This is a genomic window from Cystobacter fuscus DSM 2262, assembly GCF_000335475.2.
Taxonomy (GTDB): Bacteria; Myxococcota; Myxococcia; order Myxococcales; family Myxococcaceae; genus Cystobacter; species Cystobacter fuscus.
The window spans coordinates 165,105-182,336 of the sequence record NZ_ANAH02000064.1; the positions used below are offsets into that span (position 1 = coordinate 165,105).

General features: G+C 70.2%; 16 protein-coding genes and 1 pseudogene. 11 read left to right on the forward strand and 6 right to left on the reverse strand.

Features of this window, described 5'->3' with window-relative positions:
* Window positions 1-276 precede the first annotated feature (276 nt).
* From D187_RS38055 to D187_RS38080, 6 genes are all read left to right on the forward strand, one after another.
* Window positions 277-711: a hypothetical protein gene (locus tag D187_RS38055; RefSeq protein WP_002630315.1), complete on the forward strand. Its 435-nt coding sequence runs from the start codon at window positions 277-279 to the stop codon at window positions 709-711.
* 165 nt (window positions 712-876) lie between these two features.
* On the forward strand, window positions 877-1,989 hold the full coding sequence (locus tag D187_RS38060; RefSeq protein ID WP_002630317.1) for a hypothetical protein: 1,113 nt from the start codon (window positions 877-879) through the stop codon (window positions 1,987-1,989).
* Window positions 1,990-2,038: 49 nt separating this feature from the next.
* Window positions 2,039-2,710, forward strand: a complete 672-nt coding sequence (locus D187_RS38065; protein WP_043433658.1) for a hypothetical protein — start codon at window positions 2,039-2,041, stop codon at window positions 2,708-2,710.
* Between the two features lie 49 nt (window positions 2,711-2,759).
* Entirely contained in the window at window positions 2,760-4,292 is a 1,533-nt protein-coding gene (locus D187_RS38070) for an aminopeptidase P family protein (protein WP_002630319.1), read from the forward strand.
* Between the two features lie 97 nt (window positions 4,293-4,389).
* Complete coding sequence (locus D187_RS38075; RefSeq protein ID WP_043433659.1) at window positions 4,390-5,085, forward strand: phosphoribosyltransferase; 696 nt, start codon at window positions 4,390-4,392, stop codon at window positions 5,083-5,085.
* 20 nt (window positions 5,086-5,105) lie between these two features.
* Window positions 5,106-5,780 carry a dienelactone hydrolase family protein gene (locus D187_RS38080; RefSeq protein WP_002630321.1) on the forward strand — a complete coding sequence of 225 codons (675 nt, stop codon included), beginning with the start codon at window positions 5,106-5,108 and terminating at the stop codon, window positions 5,778-5,780.
* 77 nt (window positions 5,781-5,857) lie between these two features.
* On the opposite strand, the gene D187_RS38085 is transcribed toward D187_RS38080, so the two are convergent.
* The 3 genes from D187_RS38085 to D187_RS38095 form a co-directional block, all read right to left on the reverse strand.
* On the reverse strand, window positions 5,858-8,083 hold the full coding sequence (locus D187_RS38085; RefSeq protein ID WP_002630322.1) for a xanthine dehydrogenase family protein molybdopterin-binding subunit: 2,226 nt from the start codon (window positions 8,081-8,083) through the stop codon (window positions 5,858-5,860).
* Window positions 8,080-8,547 carry a (2Fe-2S)-binding protein gene (locus D187_RS38090; protein WP_002630323.1) on the reverse strand — a complete coding sequence of 156 codons (468 nt, stop codon included), beginning with the start codon at window positions 8,545-8,547 and terminating at the stop codon, window positions 8,080-8,082. Before D187_RS38090 ends, D187_RS38085 begins: the two co-directional genes overlap by 4 nt.
* Window positions 8,548-8,687: 140 nt before the next feature.
* On the reverse strand, window positions 8,688-9,605 hold the full coding sequence (locus D187_RS38095; RefSeq protein ID WP_002630324.1) for a LysR family transcriptional regulator: 918 nt from the start codon (window positions 9,603-9,605) through the stop codon (window positions 8,688-8,690).
* Window positions 9,606-9,719: 114 nt separating this feature from the next.
* Here D187_RS38095 and D187_RS38100 point away from each other — a divergent pair, with 114 nt between their 5' ends.
* On the forward strand, window positions 9,720-10,772 hold the full coding sequence (locus tag D187_RS38100; protein ID WP_002630325.1) for an NAD(P)-dependent alcohol dehydrogenase: 1,053 nt from the start codon (window positions 9,720-9,722) through the stop codon (window positions 10,770-10,772).
* 67 nt (window positions 10,773-10,839) lie between these two features.
* On the opposite strand, the gene groL is transcribed toward D187_RS38100, so the two are convergent.
* A complete protein-coding gene (gene groL / locus D187_RS38105; protein ID WP_002630326.1) occupies window positions 10,840-12,459 on the reverse strand; it encodes a chaperonin GroEL in 1,620 nt (539 codons plus the stop codon).
* Between the two features lie 803 nt (window positions 12,460-13,262).
* Here groL and D187_RS38110 point away from each other — a divergent pair.
* From D187_RS38110 to D187_RS38125, 4 genes and pseudogenes are all read left to right on the forward strand, one after another.
* Entirely contained in the window at window positions 13,263-14,039 is a 777-nt protein-coding gene (locus tag D187_RS38110; RefSeq protein WP_002630328.1) for an MBL fold metallo-hydrolase, read from the forward strand.
* 13 nt (window positions 14,040-14,052) lie between these two features.
* On the forward strand, window positions 14,053-14,829 hold the full coding sequence (locus D187_RS38115; protein ID WP_002630329.1) for a sulfite exporter TauE/SafE family protein: 777 nt from the start codon (window positions 14,053-14,055) through the stop codon (window positions 14,827-14,829).
* 134 nt (window positions 14,830-14,963) lie between these two features.
* Window positions 14,964-15,224, forward strand: a pseudogene (locus tag D187_RS38120) (hypothetical protein); the annotation flags it as partial.
* Between the two features lie 11 nt (window positions 15,225-15,235).
* On the forward strand, window positions 15,236-15,457 hold the full coding sequence (locus tag D187_RS38125) for a hypothetical protein (RefSeq protein WP_002630331.1): 222 nt from the start codon (window positions 15,236-15,238) through the stop codon (window positions 15,455-15,457).
* Window positions 15,458-15,532: 75 nt separating this feature from the next.
* On the opposite strand, the gene D187_RS38130 is transcribed toward D187_RS38125, so the two are convergent.
* Both D187_RS38130 and D187_RS38135 read right to left on the reverse strand, forming a co-directional pair.
* Window positions 15,533-16,426 (reverse strand): sterol desaturase family protein, encoded by an 894-nt coding sequence (locus D187_RS38130; RefSeq protein WP_002630332.1) that lies wholly within the window; start codon window positions 16,424-16,426, stop codon window positions 15,533-15,535.
* Between the two features lie 17 nt (window positions 16,427-16,443).
* Window positions 16,444-17,085, reverse strand: coding sequence for a TetR/AcrR family transcriptional regulator (locus tag D187_RS38135; RefSeq protein ID WP_002630333.1), 642 nt, complete (start codon window positions 17,083-17,085; stop codon window positions 16,444-16,446).
* Between the last annotated feature and the right edge of the window lie 147 nt (window positions 17,086-17,232).

Below are 17,232 nucleotides of genomic sequence, written 5' to 3' on the forward strand. Positions count from 1 at the left end.
TCGTGTCGCGCGCGGCCCACGCGGAGAAGCGCAGTGCCCTGGAGGGCGAGGGATGGAGTCTGTTCGAGGAATCAGATTTCCGAGGCCGAGCATCCGCCCGGGGAAGGTGGGCGGCGGCGGTTCGTCTCCTCGCCCTTCGAGGTGCCTCGCTCGCATCGTTGCTTCTGGCGGGACGGGACTTGGAGATAGCGTAGGCGGCATGACGTTCACGCGGTGCGTCGCGGTTCCGAGGAACAGGGATGGCCGCCATTTCCCGGAGCCAGGTGCGTAGGGAGCATGGCCGCGTCCATCATCTTCGACGACTCACTCTGGCCGCTGCTCGTGTCCCGCTTCGAGGGACAGGTCTCGGACGAGGCCTATGAGGAGTACCTCCTCCAGGGGTCGCTCTACCTGCGGCGCGGCGAGCCGTACGTCAGTGTGCTCGACACGGTGCGGCTCTCCCTGCCCACGGTGCGCCAGCGCCAGCGCCAATTCGAGTGGCTGCGCCAACACGAGCAGCCCATGCGCGAGCTGCTGCTCGGCTGCGCGTTCATCATCACCTCGCCCCTCATCCGGCTGACGATGAGCACCGTCTTCCACCTCATGCCCATGCCCACGCCTTATGTCGCCGTGCAGGACATGGCACGGGCGGTGGCATGGGCCACGGCCCGGCTGAGGGAAGCGGGCCACGCCGAGGCCGCCGCGAGCATCCTCGAGCGCTTCCACCCCTGACCCCTGGAGAGAGGCGGGAGTGTCACCCCGCCATCATCCGGAGTGCCCGGATGCCTGGAGGGCTTGCCGGCATCGCGCGTCCCCGGGAAATTCGGAGGGAGCGCGAAGGGCCTGAAGGATGGATAATTCATTCCAGGCCCTGGCCGGTCGCCGCGGTGTCTCCCCATGCTCTTCCTGGCTTCAGACGATGAGTCGAATGTTCCGGGCCCCCGGTCGAACCTGGGTCCCGTGGATCCGGGTGCCTCGACGGTGCTGTCCTTTCGCCACCTGCTGTCGGAGGCGATCTCCTCCTTCCTGTCCGAGGCCGGGCTGGGCTCCGCGCAGGTGGGCGAGCCCATCAGCGAGCTGCTCGTGACGCTGTCGCGCTACCGGGAGGAGGGCGAGCCGCTCTTCCCGGTGGCGTTCCTGGGGGAGGACCTGGACGGGATGATGCGGGTGCTCAACGGCAAGGATCCGGTGGCGGTGGGAACGGGTCCCCGCACGCGCGAGACGGTGCAGCGGGCGCTCAAGCAGTGCGCGCCGCTCGGCCAGGGACGCTGGTGGTCGCTGTACCTGCTGCTCGTGCCCGAGGGCTTCCGCTACGGCATCTTCCGCACCGAGCCCTCGCCGCTGGTGGAGACGCCGCTGGAGCGCATGCGGCGCGCGGGCGATGGCGCCTCGCGCATGGTGGGGGTGCTGCAACTGGCGGAGAACGTCGTCGAGCTGCGCGCGCTGGGCGGACTCACGCGGCACGTGTTCCTGTCGGGCGCGCGGGCGGAGAACCTGCTGCCCACGGTGGCCATGGATGAGCTGGCGCTGGGGCTGACGGCGGACGTGCGCGAGCCGGCACGCGGCCTCACGCGCGACTTCTACCGGCGCGTCCTCTTCGAGGCCATGCAGTCCTCGCACGGCACGCTGGTGGCGGTGCTGCCCAAGGGGGGCTCGGCCCTGCCGCTCTTCGTGGACGGCGTGCTGCTGGAGACGCCCATCGACATGGTGGCGCGGGTGATGCGCCACCACGGGTCGCCGGAGGTGGAGTCCGCTTCGGCGGTGAGCGCCATGGCGCAACTGCTGCGCGGGATGATGGCCACCGACGGCATCACCGTGCTGCGCTCGGATGGCTTCATCCTCGGCTACAACGTCTTCATCCGGCACCCGGAGACGCTCAGCCGCGAGGCGGCGCGCGTGGGGGGCGCCCGGCGGCGCACCTACGAGGTGTTGTGCGGCTGGGTGGGGCGGGAGCTGACCACGGCCTTCTTCCGCTCGCAGGACGGGGCCATCGCCTGCTGCCGGGACTGAGCGTTTCGGCCCTGGCCGTGACTCCGGGCCTGTGACAGGCTCGCGCCGCATGCGAGTCCTCCCCGTCATGCTTCGGGTGTTGAGCGCGGCCACCGTGCTCCTCGTGGGGTGCAAGAACACCGCGCGGCCACCTCCGCCCCCGGAGCCGGCTCCGCGCACCGGACGCGAGGAGGAGCTTCTCCCGCCGCTCCGGCCCGTGTCGGACTTCTCCACCATCGCCGATCCCCGGGCCCGTTCGATCGCGCTCTTCACCGAGGCCGGCCGGGTCATCACCCATCCGCGCTGCACCAACTGCCACCCGGCGGACGGCGTGCCGCGCCAGGGGCTGGAGCAGCGGCGCCATCTGCCCGCGGTCTCCGGTGGGGAGAGCGGCCATGGCCCTCCGGGACTGCCCTGCACGGCGTGCCATCAGGCGACCAACCTCCCCGTGGTGGGCGAGACGCTGCGCGGCGTCCCCGGCAATCCCAAGTGGGCCCTGGCTCCGGCGGAGATGGCGTGGGTGGGCAGGTCCCTGGGCTCCATCTGCGCGCAGCTCAAGGATCCGGCGCGCAACGGCGGCAAGGACCTGGCACGGTTGCACCACCACATGGCCGAGGACGTGCTGGTCGCCTGGGGGTGGGATCCGGGGCCCGGGCTCCAGGCGGTGCCCGGCACGCAGCGGGCCTTCGGGGAGCTCCTCCAGGCGTGGATCGACACCGGGGCCCACTGTCCGGAGCCCTGAGCGCTCCGGGAATTCGAAGCACTCCACCTGATTGTTCAGGAGACCAACCATGCAAGACAAACCGCTCGCCCTCGAACAGCCCGTGACGTCCGAGCCCCAGCAGCCGGCGTCCCCGCCGAGGCAGAACAGCTACGACAGCACGCCCCCGCCGGCGCTGCTGGACTTCATGATGAAGGACTGGAAGCCGGCCTCCACGAAGCCGCCGCCCCGCCTCAAGCACGCGGAGTCCTTCCTGGCGCGGCGCCGGGCCCTGTCCAAGCTGTTTCCCGGAGAGACGCTCGTCATTCCCACCGGGCACGAGAAGGTGCGCGCCAACGACACCACCTACCGCTTCCGCCCTGGCAGTGACTTCTACTACCTGACGGGCAACCTGGAGCCGGACTGCGTGCTGGTGATGGAGCCCAAGCAGGGCGGCGGCCACACGGACATCCTGTTCGTGGAGCCCAACCCCGGCCGGAGCGACACCACCTTCTTCACGGATCGCGTGAAGGGCGAGCTGTGGGTCGGCCCCCGGCTGGGCGTGGAGCAGAGCAAGGCCCGCTTCGGCATCGAGGAGTGCCGGGGGCTGCCCGAGCTGTCCGCGCGGCTGTCGTCCCTGCGGGGCGCGGCGATCCATCCCTGGCGCGTGCTCCGGGGCTTCTCCGCGAAGGTGGACGGCGTGCTGCCCGAGCAGACCGAGAGGGATCGGGCGCTCGCCACGGCGCTCTCCGAGATGCGGCTCCTCAAGGACGCCCAGGAGTTGCGTGAGCTGTCCGCGGCCATCGCCTCCACGCACCGGGGCTTCGAGGACGTGATCCGCTCGCTACGCTCCGCCCAGAGCGAGCGCACGGTGGAGGGCATCTTCAACCTGCGCGCCCGGGAAGAGGGCAACGACGTGGGCTACGGCACCATCGCCGCCTCCGGCCAGCACGCCTGCGTGCTCCATTGGACGCGCAATGACGGCAAGCTCCAGCCGGGAGAGCTGTTGCTGCTGGACGCGGGCGTGGAGGGCAACTCGCTCTACACCGCGGACATCACCCGCACGATGCCCATCAGTGGCCGCTTCACCAAGGAGCAGCGGGAGATCTACACGCTGGTGTTCGAGGCCCAGAAGGCGGCGTTCAAGGCCATCAAACCGGGCGTCGACTTCATGGAGCCCAACCGCGTGGCGATGCGGGTGCTCGCTCAGGGCCTGGAGCGCCTGCGCATCCTGCCCACCTCCGCCGAGGAGGCGCTCAAGGACGAGAACCAGTTCTACAAGCGCTACTCGCTGCACAACATCAGCCACATGCTCGGGCTGGACGTGCATGACTGCGCGCAGGCGCGGCAGGAGGCCTACAAGTACGGCAAGCTCCAGCCCGGCATGGTGCTCACCGTGGAGCCCGGCCTGTACTTCCAGAGAGATGACCTGACCGTGCCGGCGAAGTACCGCGGCATCGGCGTGCGCATCGAGGACGACGTCGTGGTCACCGCGCGGGGCATGCGCAACCTCTCCGAGGACATCCCCCGCGAGGCGGACGAGATCGAGGACTGGATGGCCCGCGTCTGGAAGGAGAGCGACAAGAAGGCGGGCGGCAAGCGCGGGGCTGGGAAGAAGCGCTAGTCCAAGCTCCGGGGGGCTGGGCCCTCGAAGGGGCGTCGGGAGCCAATGGCGCATGCCATGCTTCTCTTAGAGGCAGACCTTTGCCTCTGAGGACCCCATGCGTTTTCGAAACAGGACGGACGCGGGCCGGCGATTGGCGGCCCTGCTGACAGGGTACCGGGCCGAGTCGCCCCTGGTGCTCGGCCTGCCGCGCGGTGGTGTTCCCGTGGCCTACGAGGTCGCCCGGACGCTCGGAGCGCCGCTGGACGTATGGGTGGTGCGCAAGGTGGGGGCGCCAGGACACGAGGAACTGGGGTTGGGCGCGGTGGCCGAGGGCGGGGTGCTCTTCCTGGACCGGGGGATGATGCGCTCGCTGGGCTACTCCGAGACGGCGGTGATGCGGGAGGCCGAGCGCGAGGCGGACGAGGTGACGGCTCGCGTCGCGCGCTTCCGGGGCTCGCATCCCGCGCCGGAGCTCGAGGGACGCACGCTCCTCCTGGTGGACGACGGCGTGGCCACGGGCGGCACGATGCGCGCGGCCATCGGGGCGTTGAGGGCGCGGCGGCCGGGGAAGATCGTCCTCGCGGTGCCGGTGGGCGCGGTGGAGTCGCTGGAGTCGCTGCGCGCCGAGGTGGACGACCTGGTCTGCGTGTACCCAGCCGAGTTCATGATGGCGGTGGGTGAATTCTACGACGACTTCCGCCAGACCTCGGACGAGGAGGTGCGGGAACTGCTGGCGCGGGCGTGGGGTGAGCGCCCGGAGGCGAGCCGTGCCGGTGCGGAGAGGGAGGGCGGGTACACCTGGTGGACTTGAGCGCGGACAGGAGGCGCGACATGGCGGTGGAACGGGAAGTCGAGGTGATGGCGGGAGAGGCGAGGCTGGGCGGGACGCTCGCGGTACCGGAGGGAGCTCAGGGGCTGGTCATCTTCGCGCATGGCAGTGGGAGCAGCCGGCACAGCCCGCGCAACCGCTACGTGGCGTACTCGTTGCGGACGGTGGGGTTGGGGACGCTGCTGTTCGATCTGCTGACGGAGGACGAGGAGGCGGAGGACGAGGTCACGGAGGCGCTACGCTTCGACATCGACTTCCTGGCGGGGCGGCTGGGGGAGGTGACGGACTGGGTGTTCCGGCATCCGGAGTTGAGCCGCCTGCGGGTGGGCTACTTCGGCTCGAGCACGGGGGCGGCGGCGGCGCTGGTGGCGGCGGCGGAGCGGACGGAGGCCATTGGGGCGGTGGTGTCGCGGGGAGGCAGGCCGGACCTGGCGGGGGGCGCACTGGCGCGGGTGCGGGCGCCGACGCTGCTCCTCGTGGGCGGGGCGGATGACGTCGTGCTGGAGCTGAACCAGGAGGCGCTGGAGCGGCTGCGCTCGCCCAAGGCGCTGGAGGTGATTCCGGGGGCGACGCACCTGTTCCCCGAACCGGGCGCGCTGGAGCGGGTGGCGGCGATAGCGGGGGGCTGGTTCGTGCACTTCCTCGGCGGCACGCTGGAACTCGAGACGAGGCCCTGAGGCGCGGCCCACCCTGCACGCGCGAACGCAGCCGCCCGGCGGTGGGGAACGCTCCTGGGGCCACCTTCGCACGTGCATCAAGGGTTGAGCGGCCGGGCCGCCTCGCGGAGCGCGGCCAGGCGCTGGGGCGTCAGGGGCAACTCCCGCGCCCGGAGGCCCGTCGCGTCGAAGACGGCGTTGGCCAGGGCCGCCGCCGTGGGCCCCTGCGTGGCCTCTCCGGCTCCCAGGAAGGGCTCGCCCGGGCGGTCGATGAGCGCGACCTCCACGGGCGGCACCTCCGAGAAGGTGAGCACCGGGTAGCTGCTCCAATCGCGCGAGAGGATGCGCCGCGCGTCGTGACGGACCTCCTCCTTGAGACACCAGCTCAGGGTCTGGATGAGGCCGCCCTCGAGCTGGTTGGTGAGCCCGTCGGGGTTGACGATCTCTCCGGCGTCGGCGGCCAGCACGGCCCGCGTCACCCGGAGCGCGTGGGTGGTGGGCTCCACGAAGACCTCGAGTCCCACGGCGCAGTAGCTCGCGAGGTTCTTGTAGCGCGCGAAGCCAAGGCCCCGCCCATGGTGGGGGGGCAGGGGACGCGCGGAGCCGCCCAGGAGTTCGGCCGCCTTGCGCAGGACGTCCTTCGCGCGGGGATCCTCCAGGTGGTGCAGCCGGTAGTCGAGCGGCGCCACGCCCGCCGCATGGGCCAGCTCGTCCATGAAGCTCTCGATGGAGAAGACATTCGCGAGGGCGCCGAGACTGCGGTGGGACGAGGTCCGCACGGGCATCTCGGTGACGAAGTGCGTGGTCACCCGCCGCCCGGGAAACGCGTAGAGCGGAATGGCGTTGCGGTCGGCGGCGTAGTTGGGCGGCCCGCCATTCCTGGGGGTGGGCTGGGGAAAGGGTTTGGCCAGGGACCGGCCCGCGAGCAGGTTGCCGGGCTCACCCCCCGGCCGCGTGCCATGCGACGTGGACCACAGCTCGTACGTCCAGTCGAGCACGTGGCCCGCCGCGTCCACGCTGGCGCGCACCTTCGTCACCATCGCCGGGCCATAGGGCTCGCACATGTGCTCGTCCTGGCGCGACCACTGCACCCGGACGGGGCGGCCGGGCAGGGCGCGAGCGAGGAGCGCGGCGTCCGCGGCGGCATCATCCGCCCCGTTGTGGCCATAGCAGCCCGAGCCACTCAGGTGCCTTCCCCACACCTTCTCCGCGGGCAGGCCCAGCATCTTCGCGATCGCCGCGCTCGTCTCGAAGATGGTCTGGCTGTGGCAGTGGAGCGTCAGCACGTCTCCGTCCCAGTGCGCCACCGCGCAGGACGGGCCGATGGAGCCGTGCATCACATACGGGCGGCGGTAGCTCGCCTCCAGGGTCCGCGCCGGGGCGGGACCCTCCGGGCGCTCGGCGTGGTCGATGACCGTGTCCTGGGTCTTCTGTCCCAGCAGCCAGGCGTAGGGGTCCTCCGGAAGACGGGCGTGTTCTCGCCACCGGGCGCTCGCCGCGAGGCGCGTCGCCGCCTTGTGGGCCTGCCACTCCTTCTCCGCGATGACGCCCAGGAAGTCCCCGTCGCGCACCACCCCGAGCACTCCCGGCATGTCCCGCACGGAGGCCACGTCGGCCTCGAGGAGCGTGGCGCCCTGGGAAGGGGCCCGCACGACACGGCCATGCGCCAGTTGGTCGGGACGCAGATCCTGCACGAAGCTCGGCTCGCCGGTGAGCTTGCCGGGAAGATCCACGCGCGCGATGGGCTGGCCGATGTAGCGCCGCGCGGAGGCGGGCTTGGGCGCGACGGTGCCCGTGGCCTTCCGGTTCCAGGTGCGTCCCCCCATCAAGCGCCAATAGGTGATGGACTTGCCCCCGGTGGAATCGGTGACGGTGCCGTCCTGGACCGTCAACCGGGAGACGGGAACGCCCAGCCGCTCGCCGGCCATGGCCAGCAGGAGAGAGCGCGCCTCGGCGGCGGCGGCGCGCACCGCCACGCCTCCTTCGGGCATGGACATGCTCCCCGCCGTGGCCCCCTGGCGGGGCGAGTGCCGGGTGTCACCGGAGACGATGACCAGCCGGGACAGCTCGACGTCCAGCTCGTCGGCGCACAGCTGCGCGAAGGCCGTCAGGATGCCCTGGCCCAGCTCCACCTTGCCCGTCTTGAGCGTGACCGCGCCGTCCGCGCCGATGCGCAACCAGGCGTCGAGCTGGGGATTGCGCTGGAGATCTCCCGGGAGCTTCCCGGGTGCCGTCTGCGCTCCGAGTCCCGGCGGACCCGCGAGGGAGAAGGCCAGCACCAGCGCGCCCTGGAGCACCGCTCGCCGCTCGATGCGCGTGCTCATCGCTGACGCTCCGCCGCGGCGCGCTGGATGGCGCGCACGATGCGGTTGTGCGAGCCACACCGGCACAGATTGGCGTCCAGGGCGGTGCGGATCTCCGCCTCGCTCGGCGCGGGCTTTTCCCGCAGCAGCGCCTCGGCCGCGAGGATCATCCCCGGAATGCAGTACGCGCACTGTCCCGCCTGCTCGGCCAGGAAGGCGCGCTGGAGCGGGTGCGGCGTCCCATCCGGTGCGCGCAGACCCTCGAGCGTGGTGATCGCGCGGCCACTCAGCGAGGCGGCGGGAACGAAACACGAGCGCAGGGGAGCGCCATCGCTCAGCACGGTGCAGGCGCCACACTGGCCCACGCCGCATCCATATCTGGCGCCATTGAGCCCCAGCTCGTCGCGCAGGACGTAGAGCAGGGGCGTGTCCTCGTCGGTGTCGATGGAGTGGGTCGCTCCATTGACGGTCAGCGTGAAGGCCATGGCCGGAGCCTAACAATCCCCATTTCCCCCGCCCTCACGCTGGCGAGGAGAACCCGGTGAAGTGTCCACTCGCGAGGAGGAGACGTGCTCGTCCGCGGGGCTCGTGAGGCTGGCCCACCTCGTTCGTGGGTTCGCGCCCATCAGGCACGCGGCCTCTTCTTCCGTGGAGCCGCCTCGCGGGCCACGTCCACGAAGGCCCGCAGCGCGGGCGATACCTGCGCACGGCTGGGGAAGTAGAGGAACAGGCCCGGCACCAACGCCGCGTAGGGCTCCAGCACCACGCGCAGGGTGCCTCGCCGCAGTTCCTCCGTCACCATGGGCTCGAACGCGTAGGCGAGCCCCACCCCGGCCTCCGCCATCCGCAGCAGCAGGTGGGTGTCCGAGGTGATGACGGGCCCCCGCACCGGCACGCGCCAGCTCCGCGGCCCGCGCTCCAGCTCCCACTGGTAGATGCCTGACGTCGTGGGGGAGCGGATGCAGATGCAGTCATGGGACAGCAGGTCGTCCGGCGTCTCCGGCGTGCCCCTGCGCTCCAGGTAAGAGGGCGCGGCCACCACCACGAACCGGCACGCGTCCGACAGCCGGACCTGCACCATGTCCCGCTCGATGGACTCCGTCAGCCGGATCCCCGCGTCCAGCCCCTCGGCCACGATGTCCACGAAGCGGTCCTCCACCCGGACGTCCACCTCCACCTTCGGGTAGCGCGCGAGGAACCGTGGCAGCAGCGGCGCGATGAGGGTGGACACCGCGATGGTGGGAACCGTCAGCCGCACCCGGCCCGTTACCTCCCCTGGCTGCACCGCGGCCGTCTTCAGCGCCTCCATCGCCTGGTCCATCGCCGGCCCGGCGTTCTCCAGCAGGCGCCGCCCCGCCTCCGTCAGCGCCACGCTCCGGGAGGTCCGCGTGAGCAGGGGGACGCCAAGCCTCTCCTCGAGCTGGCGGACGGACTGGCTCAGCGCGGAGGGAGAGACGCCGAGTTCGGCGGCGGCGGCCGTGAAGCCGCGCTTCCGGGCCACGACGAGGAACGCATTCAGGGCATTGAGCGGGGTGAAGGCCATCTTGAAGTATTTCTAAATGGCCCATGTGGATCCCGCCACTTTCGCCCACTGGCCCCGGAGCGCATAACTGGGGGCGAGTGGCCCCCAGGTCACGAAAACTCCAAGGACAACCCCATGCCGAAGACTCCTGCCTATGCCGCCCCCGCCGCTGGAAAGCCGCTGGCGCCCTTCTCGTTCGAGCAGCGCGAGGTCGGCCCCCATGACGTGCTCATCGACATCCTCTACAGCGGGGTCTGCCACTCCGACATCCACCAGGCCCGTGACGAGTGGGGCGGCGCCATCTTCCCCATGGTGCCGGGCCACGAGATCATCGGCCGCGTCAAGCAGGTGGGCCAGCACGTCACGAAGCTGAAGGTGGGCGACATGGCGGGCGTCGGCTGCATGGTGGACTCGTGCCGCGACTGCCAGACGTGCCGCCGCGACCTGGAGCAGTTCTGCGAGCGGGGCATGGCCTCCACGTACAACGGCACGTACATGGACCGGAAGACGCCGACCTACGGCGGCTACGCGTCCCGCATCGTCGTCACCGAGCACTTCGCGCTGAAGGTGCCCGCGGGGCTCGACCCCGCCGCCGCCGCGCCGCTGTTGTGCGCCGGCATCACCACGTACTCGCCGCTGCGCCAGTGGAACTGCAAGAAGGGTGACCGCGTGGGCGTGGTGGGCCTGGGCGGGCTGGGCCACATGGCCGTGAAGCTCGCCGCGTCCATGGGCGCGGAGGTGACGGTGCTCAGCACGTCCCGCACCAAGGAGGCCGACGCGCGCCGCCTGGGCGCCCAGGGCTTCGAGGTCACCAAGGACGCGGACACCTTCAAGAAGCTGTCGGGCCGCTTCGATCTCATCATCGACACCATCTCCGCCCCGCATGACTACAACCAGTACCTGGGCATGCTGCGCCCCCAGGGCACGCTGGTGGTGGTCGGCGTGCCGCCGGAGGCGGTGCCCGTGCACGCGTTCTCGCTCATCGGCGGGAACAAGCGCCTGGTCGGGTCGATGATCGGCGGCATCGCCGAGACGCAGGAGATGCTCGACTACTGCGCGAAGCACAACATCGTGTCGGACATCGAGATCATCCCCATCCAGAAGATCAACGAGGCCTACGAGCGCATGATGAAGGGCGACGTGCGCTACCGCTTCGTCATCGACATCGCGAGCCTCGAGCGCGCGTAGCGCGAGTGCGTCCGCTCGGCGCGGCGGTGGATGAAGACCGTGGCGCCCGGGGGCACCCCCTCGCTCCTCACATCTCCTCGAGCGCCGACGCGGGCTCGGGCTTGCGCTCCGGTACCTCGGTGAGGGTCGCCTCGGTGAGCAGCAGCGTGCCCGCCACCGACACCGCGTTCTCCAGCGCCACGCGCACCACCTTCGTCGGATCGATGATGCCCGCCTCCAGCAGATCCACGTACGTGGAGTGCGCGGCGTCGAAGCCGAAGCTGCCCTGGCCGGTGCGCATCCGCTCCACCACCACGCCCCCGTCCACCCCGGAGTTCTCGGCGATCTGCCGCGTGGGGGCCTCGAGCGCGTGGCGCAGGATGCGCAGGCCCACCTTCTCGTCCCCCTCCGTCCGTGCCTCCTCCTGGGCCACGGCGTCGCTCGCGCGCAGCAGGGCGAGGCCGCACCCGGGCACCACCCCCTCGGCCACCGCGGCCTGAGTGGAGTGGATGGCGTCATCCAGCGCCTCCTTGTGGCTCTTCATCGCGGCCTCGGTGGGGGCTCCCACGCGAATCACCGCGACACCGCCCACCAGCTTGGCGATGCGCTCCTCCAGCTTCTCACGGTCGTAGTCGCTCGTCGTCTCCTGCTTCTGCTGGCGCAGCAGCGCGGCACGCGCCTGGATGGCCTTCTTGTCCCCGGCCCCGCCGACGAGGGTGGTGTCCTCCTGTGTCACCACCACCCGCTCGGCCCGGCCGAGGTCGTCGGGGCCCACGTGTTCGAGCTTCTTGCCCAGCTCCTGGGCCACCACCCTGCCGCCCGTGAGCACGGCGATGTCCTCGAGTATCGCCTTGCGCCGGTCTCCGAAGCCGGGCGCCTTCACCGCCACGCAGTGGAGCATCCCCCGCAGCTTGTTGACCACCAACGTGGCGAGCGCCTCGCCCTCCACGTCCTCCGCGATGATGAGCAGGGGCCTGCCCATCTGGACCACCTGCTCGAGCAGCGGGACGAGGTCCTTCATGACTCCAATCTTCGGCTCGTGCAGCAGGATCACCGGCTGCTCGAGGACGCACTCCATCCTGGCCGGATCGGTGACGAAGTAGGGGGAGAGATAGCCATGGTCGAACTGCATGCCCTCCACGACCTCGAGCACGGTCTCGGTGCCCTTGGCCTCCTCCAGCGTCACGACTCCCTCCCCGCCCACCCGCTCGATGGCGTCCGCCACGAGCTCCCCGAGCGCGGGGTCGTTGTGCGCGGCCACGGTGGCCACTTGCGCCTTCTCCTTGCGGCTCGCCACGGGCCGGGAGAGCTTGCGGATGGCCTCCACCGCGACCTGGAGCCCTCGCTCGAACCCGCGCTTCACGTCCACCGCGCTCGCGCCCGCGACGACGTTGCGCACCCCCTCGGCGAAGAGCGCGTGCGCGAGCAGGGTCGCCGTCGTCGTCCCATCTCCCACGACGTCGCCCGTCTTCTCCGCCGCCTGGCGCACCATCCGCGCGCCGAGGTTCTCCTCCGGGTCCTTCAACTCCACCTCCTTCGCCACGGTGACCCCGTCATTGCACACGATGGGGGGCCCATATTTCTTGTCGAGCAGGACGCACCTGGACTTGGGACCGAGCGTCACCCGCACCGCGTCGGCCAGCAGGGTTGCGCCGTTCAGCACCTTCTCCCGGGCAGCCGAGCGGAAATGAATTTGTTTGTAGGCCATGGTCGTGTTCCCCCGCGAGCCAGCGGCTTGGCTCGCTTGGGGCAACCTTTGGGTCCACGACATGCCGACGCAACTGGCTCGATGGCGGCCGTACTGGCGCGCGAAGGCCCACACCCTCGCGTCTCCCCCGAGACACGCTGACGTTCCCCTCGGTTGTCCGGGTGGGGGTCCCCACTCTGGACGGCGCCGTGATGGCACGGTGCACGGGGCATGATTCATCTTCCATTCATGGCTCCTCGGAGGGTGGCGGAGAATCCTCGACGGCGAGCCGCGCCTCGGCCCTCGCCCAGCCCGCCAGCCCACCAACGCGGCGCCGCGCCTGGGCGCCTTGCTCTCGATGCCCTTCTTGTCCGGCGGAGGGGTCCAGCCCGAGCTGCACCTCGGCCCCCGGCCGGACAAGCGCGTGCCGGACATCGCTGGATGGAAGCGCGAGCGCCCGCCGCGGGCCGTTGGAGGAGAAGACGCCCCGGAGCACTACGAGCTCGCCCCGGACTGGGTGTGCGAAGTCCTCTCGTCTGGGCCGAGTAGAGGTTCGGCGGCCTCCTGATGCTGACTGGGCACGCGCGGCACCAGTTGTCCGGCCGGGCGTTCGGGTGCCCCAGGCCGAGCCAGTTCCGATCGAGGCGCACCGCGCCTAGCGTTTCACTGTGATGCGCGCACGGGAACGGGTGGCGAGCGTGGTGGCAGGCGCGGGAAATGGCCCTGCTGTTCGAGTGGCTGAAAACCAGGTCCCTCTTTCCGGCGGTACGTCGGCGGCGAGCGGTAGCGCCGAGCCCCGGCCGCGGGCCAGCACAGGAGGCGACATGATCTTCCGCCAGCTCTTCGAGCCCGAATCCTCTACGTACACCTACCTCTTGGGCTGCCCGGAGACGGGGCAGGCCGTGCTGATCGACCCGGTGGTCGAAACGCTCGAGCGCGACCTCCAGGTGCTCCAGACGCTGGAGTTGAAGCTCGCGTACGTCCTGGAAACGCACATCCATGCGGACCACGTCACGTCCGCCTGCCGGTTGCGCCGCCTCACGGGATGCAAGCTCGCGGTCCCGGCGATGGAGCGGCTGTCCTGCGCCGACCTCGGCATCGATGAGAAGCAACCGTTGCGCGTGGGGAGCGTGTGCTTCCAGCCCCTCTTCACCCCGGGGCACACGGACACGCACCACGGCTATCTGGTCGAGTTGCCCGGGGTCCTGCGCGTCTTCACCGGGGATGCGCTCCTGATTGACGGCTGCGGCCGCACGGACTTCCAGAGCGGGGACCCGGCGGCGCTCTACCGGTCCATCCACGAGAAGCTCTTCTCGCTGCCGGGCGACACCCTGGTCTATCCGGCGCACGACTACCAGCACCGCCATGTCTCGACGGTAGCGCAGGAGCGCGAGCGCAACCCCCGCCTCGGTGGCGGCAGGACGCTCGAGGAGTTCATCGCCCTGATGGCGAACCTGAAGCTCGCCTACCCGAAGAAGATGGACCTCGCCGTGCCCGCCAACCGTCAGTGCGGGGAGTGCCCCTCGGAGGCGCTGGCGCACCTGCACCAGGTAGGCAGCAGGTCGGAGCAGGGGGTTCCGGCGCCGGATGGGCGGGCGTAGGAGGCGCGCGCTCATGCCATTCCACCTCATCCTCGCCATCGCCCTCTCGAGCGTCATCGGGTTGAGTCTCGGGCTGCTGGGGGGAGGGGGCTCCATCCTGGCCGTGCCCGTCCTCGTCTACGTGGCCGGGGTGACGCCCCACGCCGCCGTGCCCATGTCGCTCGCCATCGTGGGGACGACGAGCCTGGTGGCGGGGCTGCTCCACCAAGGCAGTGGCCGGGTGAGCCTCAAGGCGGCGCTCCTCTTTGGTGCGGCGGGCATGGGCGGGGCCTGGTTCGGCGCGAAGCTGACCCACCTCATCTCCGGGCGTGTCCTGTTGCTCCTGTTCGCGCTCCTCATGCTGGTGGTGGGCAGCTGGATGCTGGCCCCCTTCACGCAGCGGTTGGTGGCGGGCAGCGAGCAGTCCGAGGGCCGGAAACCCCACCTGGTGCTGACGCTGGTGGCTGGGTTGGGGGTGGGCGGGCTGACGGGATTCCTCGGGGTGGGAGGAGGCTTCCTCGTCGTCCCGGCGCTGGTGCTCTTTTGCCGGCTGCCCATCGAGCACGCGGTCGGTACATCCCTGTACGTCATTGCCCTCAACTCGGCCGCGGGCTTCATCGGCCACCCGGGAGGGAGCCGACTCTCGCTGGGGCTGACGATTGCCTTCACGGCCGCCGCCCTGGTGGGAGCCGTCGTGGGACATCGCATCGCCACGCGGATGCATCCGCAGCGCCTGCGGAGCGCGTTCGCGTGGTTCGTCATCCTCGTTGGAGCCGGAATGGTGGCGCGGACGCTGCTCTCCCGGGGGTGAGTGGAGCCCACGCTCCGGAAGGGACACCCTCCCTTTTGTTTCTGTCTCGAGGGTAGCGCGGGTTGGCGCCGGGGTGCACGCCCTTGGCGGCCGGCATGACGCTCCTGCTGATGGGCTACCTGGGCCTCCAGACGGAGAGAGCTGCCATCAGAGACGCAGAAAAGCAGGGCGAATACTGGCTGGCGCGGCTGCTGGAGCGTGAGGCCCGGGGACGCTTCGTCCATGCCAGGTTGAAACAACGATTTGACGGACCGCTTCAGTTCAAGCATCAGGGCGTCGACGTGGTTGACCCCAAGACGGGCCGCCAGTACGAGATTCTCGCCGGAACGGAGTCGAACCTGGCCCGTCATGGTCGCCGCATGGCGGGCGAGTTCTTCCGGATGCTCACCTTCTGAAAGGGGCGGCCATGGGGTGGTTGGAGAACGTCATCTTCAAGAACCAGGAGATTGCCAACGAGCGGCTGGAACTGACGGACAACAACTCCCTCTACTTCCTCAGCACGGGCTTGACGCTGCGCAACTGCACCGTCGTCCTGACACTCTTCGCTCCAACCGAGGCGCGGCGATACGACGCCAACCCGGAAGAATTCCGCGCCATCGTCGAAAGGTTTGACTGCATCCTCTACTGAGGGGCGGTCCGGGGTCGCGCGGGGCCTCGCGGAGAGCCCTCTGTTGAAGGGCCGCGACGCGACCGAAGAGTCCACTCACGCGGAGGAGACGTGCTCGCTCGCGGGGGACTGAGGGGCCGGGAGGGCCTCGGGGTTGTCACCGGGGGCCTTCCAGGCGGGCCCGCGGAACACGAGGCCCAGACGCACGCGCAGCGGGGCGGGGCGGCGCACGTCGCGCAGGATGGCGGCGAACTCGTGGAAGGCGATGCGCACCGGGTTGTATGTCTTCAGGTTGTGGGTGAGGCCGTAGACGGGGCGCTCGTCCTCGGCCTGGAAGGTGCCGAAGAGCCGATCCCAGAGGATGAAGATGCCCGCGTAGTTGCGGTCCAGGTAGCGCGGGTTGGCGCCGTGGTGCACGCGGTGGTGCGAGGGCGTGTTGAGCACCCACTCCAGGGGCCCCAGCCGGTTGACCGCCTCGGTGTGGATCCAGAACTGGTAGAGCAGGCTGATGGCCTGCTGGGTGACGATCATCACCGGGTGGAAGCCGAGCAGGGCGAGCGGGGCCCAGAACAGCGTGTTCGTCATGGGCGTCCACGTCTGGCGCAGGGCGGTGGACAGGTTGTAGTGCTGGCTGGAGTGGTGCACCACGTGCGAGGCCCAGAAGAAGCGCGACTCGTGATGGATGCGGTGGAACCAGTAGTAGCAGAGATCGTCGGCGAACAGCAGGGCAACCCAGACGAGCGGCCCGGTGCCCAGCCGCAGCGGGGTGAGCTGGTAGAGCGCGGTGTAGAAGGCGAAGGCGATGCCCTTCCACACCATGTTGATGGCCGAGTAGCCGAGCCCCATGGACAAGCTGGCCGCGGTGTCCCGGGCGGCATAGCCCTGGAGACCCGACTCGCGGTGGCGCCAGAGGTAGAGCCCTTCCACGGCCATCAGGAAGATGAACGCCGGGATGGCGTACAGGGTGAGATCGATGGGCGTGTCGGCCATGGGGTGGCTCCTTCTGCTTATGCGGGGGAGGAAAAGGCGCGGCGGGAGAGCTGGACGAGCAGGGTGAGCATCGCCCGGTGGTCCGGATTGGCGGGCAGGGCCGCGCCGCCCACGGCCGCTCCCTGCACGGCGTTGAGGATGAGCTCGATGAGCGCATCGAAACCGGGGTGGGCGGCGGCGACTTCGGGGAAGAGCTCGCGCGCCACGCGGTGCAGGTGGCGGCGGTGGGGCGGGTCCACCACGCTCAGGGCCGCGGCCAGCTCGGCGTCGGTGCGCGCGGCGACGTACAGCTCGATGGCGGCGAGCAGCTCGGGCCGCTGGTAGATGAACCACAGCCGCTCGATGGCCTCGGCGATGCGATCCTCCGGCACGGCCGGGAGGTCGGCGAGCTCGGCGCGGTAGCGGGCGATGAGCAGGGGGAACAGGCGCTCGACCGCCGCGGCCAGCAGCGCCGCCTTGGTGGGGAAGTGCTTGAACAGGGCCCCGTGGGACACCTCGGCCCGCTGGGCGACCGCGATCGTGGTCGTCCGCGCATAGCCCAGCTCCACGAGGCACTCGACGGTGGCGTCCAGCAGCTTCTGGCGCGTGGCATCCCGGCGCTCCTGCTGGGTGCGCCGGGCGGGCGGCGCGTCGTCGATGCGGAGGAAAGAATCAGACATGTCAGAAGTATGAGTGGCTCCGATCCAAAAAGAAAGTGAGTACTCACTTCCTGTTTGGAAGCGCTCGTTTCTCTGGAGGTAGGTCCTTGGGGCATGGCTCCTCGGAGGCGCAGAAAGGGGGAGGGAAGACGCCTGGAGCAAGGCTCA